The sequence below is a fragment of the Paenibacillus guangzhouensis genome (assembly GCF_009363075.1).
Taxonomy (GTDB): domain Bacteria; phylum Bacillota; class Bacilli; order Paenibacillales; family Paenibacillaceae; genus Paenibacillus_K; species Paenibacillus_K guangzhouensis.
The window spans coordinates 2,736,993-2,748,911 of the sequence record NZ_CP045293.1 but is presented as its reverse complement, the minus strand read 5'-3'; the positions used below and the strand labels follow the sequence as shown (position 1 = coordinate 2,748,911).

Sequence of the window (11,919 nt, the reverse complement as noted above, 5' to 3'; positions counted from 1 at the left end):
GGGATGAAGGATGTCGAGAATTCATGTATTGGACGAGCATATCGCCAACCAAATTGCTGCCGGTGAAGTTGTCGAACGACCTGCTTCAGTCATCAAGGAGCTTGTCGAGAATGCCATCGATGCAGGGAGTACGCGCGTCGATGTGACCGTGGAGGAAGGCGGGCTTCAGATGATTCGTGTCGCCGATAACGGTTCTGGCATCGAGGCGGAAGACTGCGAACGCGCATTTTATCGTCATGCGACGAGTAAAATTGCGAATGGCCGCGATCTATTCCAGATTCGCAGCCTAGGATTTCGCGGCGAGGCCTTGCCAAGTATTGCGGCTGTCTCGAAGGTAGAATGTACTTCTTCTGCCGAAGATAGCGGACTTGGGCGTCGTATCGTTATTGAAGGCGGTTCGCTCAAAATGAACGGCGACGTTAATGCTGCGCGCGGGACCGACTTTACCGTGAAGGAATTATTCTATAACACGCCAGCGCGATTGAAATATATGAAGACGATCCAGACAGAACTTGGACATATCTCGGATACGATGCATCGCATGGCGCTTGCGCATCCTCAAATTGCTTTTACGCTTCGTCATAATGGGAATATGCTGCTGCAGACCTTAGGCAACGGAGATCTGCTCCAAGTAATCGCGGCGATTTATGGCACATCTGTCGCCAAATCGATGATACCAGTCGAAGGGGAGCAGCTGGATTATCGCTTGACGGGGTATATCTGCAAACCGGAGCAGACGCGGTCGAACCGGAATGCAATTTCCACGGTTGTAAATGGACGGTTTATCCGGAACTATGCGCTCAATCAAGCGATCCAGCAAGCATATCACACGTTATTGCCTATTAATCGTTATCCGCTGGTCGTTCTACATCTTGAAATGCATCCTACGCTGGTCGATGTGAACGTGCATCCAGCGAAGCTCGAAGTGCGTTTCAGCAAAGAAGCGGAATTGTGCCAGTTCGTTCAGCAGACGCTTGGTCAAGCGTTGCAGGATCAAGTGCTTATCCCAGCAGCGGCAAAGCCGAAAAGCGGGGATAAGGCTGCATATATTCAGGAGCAGCTTCAGTTCGTGAGAAGAGAAGCGGGAACGTCGACGGAAGCATCCGTGAACACGCCATCGACGCCATACATTAGCCCAAGCCGATCAGAAGACTCAGGATTCCGAGTGGCGCCTCAGGCACGCGTGAATATTGGGCTGCCGGAAGCGGAGCCGAATCGCAAGTCTTATGATGCAGATCGCAGAAGCTTCCTCGAACCAATGCCAGCTGTACGTGAACGCGGTTCTTATGCTGATTATGCAGGTGGAGGAAATGATAGCTCAAAAACGTATGGAACGAAGAATCAGCAGGCTTCGAACCCACTATCCTCAGAGGCGATGGAGCAGTTGTATCAGGCGCCGGAGGCGAGCATGACATTGCCCGCATTCCCTGAGTTATCGATGATTGGCCAAATGCATGGCACCTATCTAATTGCGCAGAATGATACCGGATTATATCTAATCGATCAACATGCGGCGCATGAACGTATTAATTATGAGTATTATTATGAGAAATTCGGCAACCCAGCGGCGGCTTCCCAAGAACTGCTGCTCCCGATCACTCTTGAGTTTACGCCTACGGAATCGGAGATGATTAAGGCGCGAATTCCGTTGTTCGAGCAAGCAGGCGTGCTGCTGGAACATTTCGGAGGACAAACCTTCCTTGTACGTGCCTATCCGCACTGGTTCCCGGAAGGGGAGGCCGAATCGCTGATTCAAGAGATGGCTGATTGGGTCCTGCAAGAAAAATCCGTCGATATTGCGAAGCTTCGTGAGAAATCAGCCATTATGTGCTCTTGCAAAGCTTCGATCAAAGCGAATCAGAAGCTAACGACGCTCGAAGCTGAGGTTCTTATCGAGCGGCTGGCAGCATGCAAGCAGCCATATACTTGTCCGCACGGACGTCCGATTGTTGTTAGTTTTTCAACCTATGAATTGGAAAAAATGTTCAAACGGGTGATGTAAATTTGAGAATTACCTGTTGTTAGTCTTATAATAAGGGTGAGGTTATGATCATTACGACGGCAGATTCGTCTTCCGAGCAGTCCGTGACACGGGCTCAGCAGCTTGCGCAAGAGCTTCAGTGTCGATATGTTACAAGGCAGAGGCGTTCGGTCTCGAAGCTCTATTCGACTTACAAAGATCCGGACATGATTATCATCACGGATCAAGAGGTTCGGTATGTTCATCCGGAGAAGCCAGCGATGCATTTCCACCCGAGTATGTCATTTGTCAGAGTCAAACGTCTCATCCGAGGAGAGCATGATCCCATGCTCGATATGGCTGGCATTCAAGCTGGCGATATCGTACTTGATTGTACAGCGGGCCTCGGTTCGGATTCAATCGTGTTCTCTTATGGCGTTGGTCCTGGCGGTCGGGTGATATCGCTAGAGAGTCAACTTCCGTTATTCGCACTCGTGCGAGAAGGGCTTCAGACGTACCACACAGACGTGGAATCGATGAATGAAGCCATGCGCCGGATTCAGATGAAGCATGCGAGTCATGATCTATATCTGAAGGAGCTTCCGGATCGCAGTGTGGATGTTGTCTATTTCGATCCGATGTTCAGGGAACCGTTAATGGATTCGAGCGCGCTCAATTCGCTGCGCGATCTAGCGAATCATGCAGCGATATCTGAGGAGAGTATTGCACATGCGAAGCGTGTTGCTCGCAAGACTGTCGTACTAAAGGAACAGCGTGACAGTACAGAGTTTGAACGGTTAGGGTTCTCGTGTGTTCACCGCAACCCGTCCAAAATTGCTTACGGAGTGATACACATTGACAACAACGAATCATAAACCGCGCTTACTCGTGTTGATTGGGCCGACTGCAGTTGGCAAGACGGCACTAAGTCTAGACCTCGCGAGATTTTTCAATTGCGAGATCATTTCAGGCGATTCCATGCAAGTCTATCGCCAGATGGATATCGGAACGGCAAAGCTCTCAACTGCAGAGCAGGAGGGTATCGAGCATCATATGATCGATATTCACGAACCGGACGAACCGTTCTCCGTCGCGGAATTTCAAGAACGCTGCACGACCTTGATCTCAGAGATTGAGGGGCGGGGCAAGCTTCCGTTTATTGTTGGGGGCACAGGTCTCTATGTGGAGTCGGTATGCTATGGATTCGAGTTCACAGAGCGCGGAGCTGACGAAGCATTCCGTCTAGAGCAAGTTCAATATGCCGAGCAGCACGGCGCTGAAGCGCTCCATGACAAGTTAAGAGCCATTGATCCGGTCTCAGCCGATCGATTGCATCCGAATGATCAACGCCGTATTATTCGTGCATTAGAGGTATACCATCTGACAGGGAGCCGGTTGTCCGAACAGCTAGCGGGACAGACCAAGACATCGCCGTATGAATTATGTATTATTGGACTCACCATGGATCGCGCTCTCCTGTATCAACGGATCGAAGCACGCATTGATGTCATGATCGAGCAAGGTCTTGTTCAGGAAGTCGAGCGTCTGTTGAAGCAAGGGTACTCGAGGCAGCTTGTGTCGATGCAGGGGCTTGGATACAAGGAAATTGCGGCATATCTTGAAGGGGAATGTTCATTCGAGGAAGCTGTTACACTACTCAAACGAGACACCCGAAGATTCGCCAAAAGACAGCTCTCCTGGTTCCGTCATATGCAAGATATTCACTGGGTCGATGTAACGAATCCAGAAAATTTTTCTAAGAAGAAGGAACTAATTCGTGATATAATAGCAGGAAAGTTTCACTTCGATCTTGAATATATTTCAAAACAATCTAAATGATATGTGGGGGTACGGATAATGAACAAATCCATTAATATTCAGGATACATTCTTGAACCAATTACGTAAGGATAACATTCCTGTTACGGTATATTTAACCAATGGTTTTCAGATTCGTGGCGTGATCAAAGCATTCGATAATTTTACGATTGTGATTGACAGTGAAGGGCGTCAGCAAATGGTGTACAAACATGCCATTTCGACGTTTACACCGCAGCGAAATGTATCGCTCATACAGGATAACAGCGCAAGCGAATAATCTTTTTTGAAACTTTTTCACGACAAGTTTCGTTTAATGAAATAGTCATGGATTGGATGAGCAACCCTGATATGGGTTGTTCTTTTCATTCATGCGGTATAATGATTAATATCATACTACTAGAGAGAAAACGCCGAAAGGGAGTCGGTAGAGATGCCTAATGAACCACGTAACAGTCGTTCATCACGCACGGCGAGTAAGCCAAAGACGAAGTCGAAAGGGAAAAAGCCGTTCACGTGGAAAAAAGGAATGCTGCTCTTGTTTTTTACGATTGCAATTGCAGTATTTTGCGCGATCGCAGGGTATTTATGGATTATCTTAAATGGGGAACGCATACTGAAAGAGAATGGCGATAAATACGAGACCATGGAAGAAGCGTCCATCATCTATGACGCGAACAAAAATGAATTTACGAAGCTCTTCGCTGAGAACCGAGAGCCTGTGACATTTGATGAGATTCCAGAGATGGTGCGTAATGCATTTATTGCAACCGAGGACAGACGGTTTAACGAACATCAAGGTGTCGATCTCTGGTCCATCGGACGTGCGGCTGTGAAGGACGTTATTGCCCGCAGCAAAGTTGAGGGTGGTAGTACCATTACCCAGCAGTTAGCGAAGAACTTGTTCTTGTCTCATGATAAGACGTTCTTCCGGAAAGCAACGGAAGTGTCGATTGCCCTCGCGCTTGAGAATCATAAGACCAAAGATGAGATTCTAGAAATGTATCTGAATCGAATTTATTTCGGTAAAGGGGCTTATGGGATTAAAGCAGCAAGTATTCGCTATTTCGGCAAAAGTAATCTGAAAGATCTTGAGGTCTGGGAAATAGCGACGCTCGCGGCGATGCCGAAGGCACCTTCTTCTTATAACCCGCTATCGAATCCGGAGAAATCCAAGGAGAGACGCGGCGTTGTTCTGAAGCTGATGGCGGACCAAGGCTACATCACGCAAGAGCAGATGAATACTGCAGCAAAAGTGGATTACAATCCGGATGTTCAAACGGAAACCAAACGTATATCATCGGCGTTTCTGGATTATGCAATCGATGAAGCGAGTGAGAAAACAGGGTTGACGGAAGATGAACTCAACCGTGGCGGTTACAAGATTTATACAACGCTCGTTCCGGAGGCTCAAATCGCTGTTGAGGAAGAATTCGCGGATGACAGTAATTTCGAGAAGAGTAAGGACGAGCAGCAAATGCAAGGGTCCATGGTTATCATGGATCAACATACGGGTGGGCTCGTTGCGATGGCGGGCGGTCGCGATTACATTCGTAAAGGCTTGAACCGGGCGAAAGTACCGCGGCAGCCAGGTTCTACTTTTAAACCAATTGCAAGTTATGGTCCTGCTCTAGAGACTGGGAAGTTCTTCCCTTGGTCGACAGTGCGGGATGATAAGCAGAGCTTCGGGGACTATAGCCCTTCTGACTTAGGAAGCAATAAGTATATTGGTGCTGTAAGCTTCACGTATGCATTGCAGAAATCGATTAACTTGCCTTCGGTATGGTTATTGAATGAGATTGGTGTCAAGACGGGATATGAGTTCTCTAAGAAATTAGGGATCCCGTTGGTGCCTGAAGATCGTAACTTGACCATTGCGCTAGGAGGACTAACGTATGGGGCATCGCCAATCCAGATGGCGACAGCTTATAGCGCCTTCGCGAATGGCGGATATTACGATCCGGCACACTCTATTATAGAGGTTGTCGACCGGGATAATAAAACGGTCTACTCGTTCAAAGAAGGCCAAGGCGATCGCGTCATGAAAGAACAAACATCATATTACATGACGAACGTCCTTCAAGAGGTTGTAAATAACGGGACAGGTAAAGCTGCGAAGATCAGTGGAAGACCTACAGCAGGGAAAACAGGTACGACGCAGCACGGAATTAAAGGATTTAAGAGCAGCGCTAACCGGGACGTCTGGTTCGTTGGATATACACCTGAATGGACAGGCGCCGTATGGATGGGGTATGATAAAACAGACCGAGACCATGTTGTGAAGAAGGGGTCGAGCCAAGCGGCTTCACTCTTTAAGAAAGTAATGACCAAGGCGCTGGCGAACAAGAAGAAAGGTGAATTCTCGAAGCCATCCGGTGTCGTTGAAGAGAAGGTGAAGGAAGAAAAGGTTAATGGCCTAGTTGCTTCCTATGCAGCGGCTACGCAGTCTGTCACACTGAACTGGTCGGCGCTGTCTAGCGATAATCAGCCGACGTACCGAGTCTATCGTAAAGAATCTACAGAATCGAAGTTCACGATGGTTGGAGAAGTTGCATCGAACAGTTATGAAGATATTCAAGTCGTGCCGAATGCGCAATATGAATATTACGTAACGGCGTACTTGGCAAATGCAAATATAGAGACAGATCCATCTGCGAAGGTTAGTATTAAGATCGATAATGATTTACCTGATATTGAAGTACCACCAGTTGATCCGAATAATCCAGAGACTGACCCGAATCAAGGCGGGGATAACACGGATGGTACAGATCCATCGACGGAGAATCCAGATGGGAACGGCGGTGTAACACCAGATCCCGGAAACCCGGATAATTCTAATGGCGGTCAGGTCGATCAGGGTACGAGTAACCCAGACCAGGGCGTGGCTGTCCCCGAGACAACTGGAAACAAGGATGCTGGCAATCCGGGTCACGGAAAAGACAAAGATAAAGAAAAAGACAAGGGAAAAGACAAACAAGGAAATGCGGCTTCCATGGATACCGCACAAATCCAATAAATGAACAAATGTGGAGCGTGTTAATCAATGCAGAAACCGTTGAACCGATGGATGCTCATGCTGATCATGGTTCTGTCCACGGTACTCATCTTAAGTGCCTGTGGAGACAAGAACGCGACTGAGGAGCAACCGAAGCCAACACCAGAATCGAATGCAGGAACGGAACAGCAATCGAAGTCATGGAAGGAAGCACCGGCAATGGCGATCGATAAGAATAAGAAATACACCGCCAAAGTGTCGACATCTAAAGGCGACTTCACGATTGAATTGTTCGCGAAGGATGCTCCGATTACAGTGAATAATTTCGTGTTTCTTGCGAAAGAAGGCTTCTATAATGGCATCACGTTCCATCGGATAATCGAGACTTTCATGGTACAGACGGGTGACCCGGAAGGTACAGGCGCAGGCGGTCCTGGCTATACGATTCAAGATGAGCTTGGCGGCCCGCACAAGTATGAGGAAGGCACGGTAGCGATGGCGAAGACGACCGCGCCGAATTCTGCGGGAAGTCAGTTCTTCATTGGAACAGGCGCAGATATTGACTCCTTGAACAGCATGCCGAACTATCCGATTTTCGGAAAAGTATCCGATGGCATGGATGTCGTCAAGAAAATCGCTGCGACGCCAACGGAGCTCGATGATTTTGGTCGAGAGAAAAGCAAGCCGATGGAGGCTGTGACGATTAATACGATTACAATTACAGAAGAATAGTTCGTGTGATGAGAAAAACGTGCCTTTGGCACGTTTTTTTTGTTGGAAACTTTACCAAGAAGTCTATGGCGCTGTTCATATTTGCAACAACATGAAAGAGAGTGATAGGGTGATCGAGATCTTTAACGTGTCTGCATATCGATTTTGGTGCTATCCCAGAGGGAGAAGAAGTTCCAAGTCCTATGAACCGAGGGGCGTGTGAATGTTTTTTGCATGGGGCCGTAGGGGATGACTGGTGTAGGATTACTAATTGTGGTAAGATTTTTAGTAGAACGTATGGAGAGGGTCATTCCCATGAAACGTAAATTTTCGGATCGCGCCAATTGGCGGAGAATTATCAGTAAGCACTTTACATCGAAATTTGTGGATAAACCGGAGTTTACTGGCTTTGTGACTTTGTATACGATCGAGCGGCTTCGGGATCCACTCTGGAAAGAATATGACGGCAAGAAACTGTGTCTAGCGGATGCAGGATATTCGTGGCTGCAATACTTTCCGCAGAATGAGAACTTTATTGTGACCGCAATGTTCGATGACAAACAGCGCATTGTGCAATGGTACATCGACATCTGCAAGTCGCAAGGCGTAACGGAACAAGGGGTTCCGTGGTTCGATGATTTGTTCTTGGATATTGTAGTGCTCCCAACCGGGGCTGTTTTTTTAATGGATGAAGACGAGCTGGACGATGCGCTGATCGATGGCGATATTACGCAAGAGGATTACGAGTTGGCGACCGAAACGGCACGGCAATTGCTGCGAATTATTACAGCCCACTTATTCCCATACTTTGTTATGTCGGAGCGTGACTTGCGGTCGGAGTTCGGTATCGGTATGGATGCGCATCCTGGAGATGCTTCGGCACCGGGGCCTATATGTTAAGGACGAGATCAAAAATGAAGGGGAGCATGATTTTAAGAGTTGTGCTCCTTTTCGTTGTTTGTGGGCTGATCTGGTTCGTATATACGCAATGGGTCATCCATAACAAATTGTCTGATCGCGAATTATCTCATTCGGATGTAGGAATCGTTCTAGGCGCAGTTCTCTGGGATAACAAGCCGAGTCCAGGACTGGCTGAACGGTTGGATTACGCATTATCGTTGTATCAAGCGGGCCATTTCGATTCTTTTATCGTCACCGGAGGGCTTGATCATCCTTCATTGCAATTGACAGAGGCACAAGGCATGGCAGCCTATTTAATAGAGCGGGGCGTGCCGTCGGACCGCATTCTGCTTGAGAATCAGGCGACAAGCACCTATGAGAATTTACGCTATAGCCAAGAGATCATGAATGAGCATGGCTATTCATCTGCTATTATTATCACGCATCGTTATCATGGTGCGAGATCGCTAGAGATTGCGAAATTTCTAGGGTATCATGATCCAGTTGTGGCAACTACGGAATCGAAAGTGCTGAACATGGCGTGGCACCAGACGCGGGAGTCGCTTGCCTATACGAAATGGAAACTGGAACAACTGTGGATTACAATAGGGTTGCAAGGTTGACCAAAACTGCTAATATCGGGGACGAAGATAGAATACATTGATTAAAGGGTCTGCACCTAGACTAAAATGAGGTGATGAAGCATGAATGGGCGAGTAGTGGCTTCAACGAATGGTCGGAGTGAATCAAGACCATCGAGACAAATCAGTGTTATTCTACGAAATCAAGAACCGAACGCTGCAGTTCAGTCACTCGCAGAAGTAGAAAGTACAGGTCAACCAGCAGCCAAAGCGGCTGTGCACAACAGTCATTTTGCAGAAATGCAGAAAGAATTGGACCAATTGATTGGTCTGGAAAATATTAAAGAGTTAGTCTATGAAATATATGCGCTGCTGCAAATCTCACAAATGAGATCGGATGCCGGACTGCTCAGCAGCACGCATGTCTATCATATGGTGTTCAAAGGCAACCCCGGGACGGGGAAGACAACGGTTGCGCGGATTGTGGCCAAATTATTTCAGCAAATGGGTGTGCTGAGCAAAGGACATCTCATTGAGGTAGAACGCGCTGATTTGGTTGGCGAATACATCGGGCATACGGCACAGAAGACGAGGGATCTGGTCAAAAAAGCGCTGGGTGGTGTCCTGTTCATCGATGAGGCGTACAGCCTTGCCCGTGGCGGGGAAAAGGACTTCGGGAAAGAAGCGATTGATACGTTAGTCAAAGCAATGGAGGATATGAAGAATCAATTCGTGCTGATCTTGGCAGGATATTCGAACGAGATGGAGTTTTTCCTGCAGACGAATCCAGGGCTGCCCTCCAGGTTCCCGATTCAAATCGAGTTCCCCGACTACACGATCGACCAGTTGATTCAAATTGCGGAACTGATGGTCAAAGAGCGGGATTACACGTTAATGCCGCAGACAATCATGAAATTAAGACAACATTTAATCCAAGAAAAGAACGATGCGTTTCATGCGTTCAGTAATGCGCGATATGTACGAAATGTGATTGAAAAATCAATTCGAAATCAAGCTGTGCGTCTGCTTAATCAATATCAACATCAATCGCCGAGCCGATCTGAGCTTATGACGCTAAAGACGGATGATTTGAAGGTTGATAAAGAAAAGTCTGGACGAATGTAACTGCAGGAATGCACGATGAATGAAGATGGCAACAGGGAGAGACGAAAGAATTATGACAATGTTTTCAGAACGATTAACGGTATTGCAAGAACAAGTAGAGGAATTAATCGCTGGACGTATTCAGTCAATTGATCGTATTGTGGATGCGAACCAATGGAAGGTCATCCGTGCATTTCAGCAATTTCAAGTCAGTGACTTCCATTTTGCGGGATCCACGGGATATGGGTACAATGATCGCGGACGAGAAGTACTGGATGAAGTATATGCGAAGGTATTTGGAGCAGAGGCGGCACTCGTGCGGCCTCATTTTGTGTCTGGGACGCATACGATCGGTACGGCGCTGTTCGGCGTCTTGCGCCCTGGGGACAAACTTCTCTACATCACGGGAAAGCCTTATGATACATTGCACAAGGTGATTGGTAAGCCGCAAGACGGCATGGGTTCGCTTCAGGATTTTGGGGTTGAATATGATGAGGTGGATCTTCTCGCGGATGGTGGAGTGGACTGGGAAGTCGTCAGTCAGCGCATGACAGCGAATACGAAGGTTGTTGGCATTCAGCGTTCGCGCGGATATTCTTGGAGATCCTCGTTCACGGTTGCGGAGATCGGTGAGATGGTTCGCAGGGTGAAGAGCATGAATCCGGATGTCGTTGTATTCGTAGACAACTGCTATGGCGAATTTACTGAACTGCTAGAGCCGACGGAAGTTGGCGTAGATATCATGGCGGGATCGTTGATTAAAAATCCTGGCGGAGGTCTCGCAGAGACGGGGGGTTACATCGCAGGGCGGCGCGATCTGGTGGAGAAAGCGGCATATCGGTTAACAGCGCCTGGGATCGGCGGTGAAGTCGGCGCCATGCTCGGCACGACGCGAGCGATCTATCAAGGACTGTTCCTCGCGCCAACGCTCGTCGGACAGGCTGTCAAGGGCAGTGTGTTCGCAGCTGCGATGTTCGAGCAGCTTGGATTTACGACTAAACCAAGCTGGAACGATCCGCGTACAGATTTGATTCAGGCTATCCAGTTCACCAGTGCGGATCATTTGATTCGCTTTGTTCAAGGTATTCAGAGAGCGGCTGCAGTGGACTCGCATGTCGTTCCCGAGCCATGGGACATGCCTGGTTATGAACATCCGGTCATTATGGCGGCCGGGACATTTATTCAAGGCGGAAGCTTAGAGTTATCGGCCGATGCACCGATTCGTGAACCTTATATTGCGTACATGCAAGGTGGACTGACCTATTCTCATGTCAAGTTTGGTGTGTTAACTGCACTGAACGAGATGATTAATCATCATCTTTTGTAAAGTTATCTAACATCTTATTGACACGTTGTGAGGTTGGCGCTATGATATTAACATATCCATGAGAGAAAGGGATGCGTAGAATGGGCGATGATATTCGCAGAAACATGGCTCTATTCCCGATAGGCATCGTAATGAAGCTGACGGACTTAACAGCCAGGCAAATTCGTTACTATGAACAACATGAATTGATTGTTCCTGCTCGTACCTCTGGTAACCAGCGTTTATTTTCTTTTAATGATGTTGAGCGCTTGCTCGAGATCAAGTCGTTGATTGAGAAAGGCGTGAATATTGCTGGGATCAAGCAGGTGATGGTTCCCATGTCGAAGGAGTCGGATGAAGCAACGGTTCTTACACCGGATACGGAAGTGAAGCGGAAGGAATTATCCGATTCGCAATTGCACCGATTGCTCAAGCAGCAGCTGCTTAACGGAAAGAGACCGGGTCAAGTATCCTTGATTCAAGGTGAATTGTCTCGATTTTATAATAAATAATAATCCATCATGAAGATGGCCAAAGGAGAGGAA

11 protein-coding genes are annotated in these 11,919 nt (G+C 47.8%); all 11 read left to right on the top strand.

The genetic code is table 11. The features are described from left to right. The first annotated feature begins 10 nt into the window (after positions 1–10). Positions 11–2,002, top strand: a complete 1,992-nt coding sequence (gene mutL, locus GCU39_RS12295) for a DNA mismatch repair endonuclease MutL (protein ID WP_152393777.1) — start codon at positions 11–13, stop codon at positions 2,000–2,002. Between the two features lie 44 nt (positions 2,003–2,046). Next, complete coding sequence (locus GCU39_RS12290; protein WP_152393776.1) at positions 2,047–2,835, top strand: class I SAM-dependent methyltransferase; 789 nt, start codon at positions 2,047–2,049, stop codon at positions 2,833–2,835. Beyond that, positions 2,816–3,799, top strand: a complete 984-nt coding sequence (gene miaA, locus GCU39_RS12285) for a tRNA (adenosine(37)-N6)-dimethylallyltransferase MiaA (protein ID WP_152393775.1) — start codon at positions 2,816–2,818, stop codon at positions 3,797–3,799. The genes GCU39_RS12290 and miaA overlap by 20 nt, the downstream gene beginning before the upstream one ends. Before the next feature lie 18 nt (positions 3,800–3,817). Continuing rightward, positions 3,818–4,057, top strand: a complete 240-nt coding sequence (gene hfq / locus GCU39_RS12280) for an RNA chaperone Hfq (RefSeq protein WP_152393774.1) — start codon at positions 3,818–3,820, stop codon at positions 4,055–4,057. 153 nt (positions 4,058–4,210) lie between these two features. Continuing rightward, positions 4,211–6,793, top strand: coding sequence for a penicillin-binding protein 1A (locus GCU39_RS12275; RefSeq protein ID WP_152393773.1), 2,583 nt, complete (start codon positions 4,211–4,213; stop codon positions 6,791–6,793). A 27-nt stretch (positions 6,794–6,820) separates the two neighbouring features. Further along, positions 6,821–7,504 (top strand): peptidylprolyl isomerase, encoded by a 684-nt coding sequence (locus tag GCU39_RS12270; RefSeq protein ID WP_152393772.1) that lies wholly within the window; start codon positions 6,821–6,823, stop codon positions 7,502–7,504. Positions 7,505–7,798: 294 nt separating this feature from the next. Continuing rightward, the gene (locus GCU39_RS12265; RefSeq protein ID WP_152393771.1) at positions 7,799–8,383 is read left to right on the top strand and encodes a ribonuclease FAU-1 family protein; all 585 of its coding nucleotides are present in this window, start codon (positions 7,799–7,801) and stop codon (positions 8,381–8,383) included. 26 nt (positions 8,384–8,409) lie between these two features. Further along, positions 8,410–9,006 carry a YdcF family protein gene (locus tag GCU39_RS12260; protein ID WP_227793559.1) on the top strand — a complete coding sequence of 199 codons (597 nt, stop codon included), beginning with the start codon at positions 8,410–8,412 and terminating at the stop codon, positions 9,004–9,006. Positions 9,007–9,087: 81 nt separating this feature from the next. Next, positions 9,088–10,089: a stage V sporulation protein K gene (gene spoVK / locus GCU39_RS12255; RefSeq protein WP_152393769.1), complete on the top strand. Its 1,002-nt coding sequence runs from the start codon at positions 9,088–9,090 to the stop codon at positions 10,087–10,089. Between the two features lie 52 nt (positions 10,090–10,141). Then, positions 10,142–11,395 (top strand): methionine gamma-lyase family protein, encoded by a 1,254-nt coding sequence (locus GCU39_RS12250; RefSeq protein WP_152393768.1) that lies wholly within the window; start codon positions 10,142–10,144, stop codon positions 11,393–11,395. 80 nt (positions 11,396–11,475) lie between these two features. Then, positions 11,476–11,886: a MerR family transcriptional regulator gene (locus GCU39_RS12245; protein ID WP_152397219.1), complete on the top strand. Its 411-nt coding sequence runs from the start codon at positions 11,476–11,478 to the stop codon at positions 11,884–11,886. Positions 11,887–11,919: the final 33 nt, after the last annotated feature.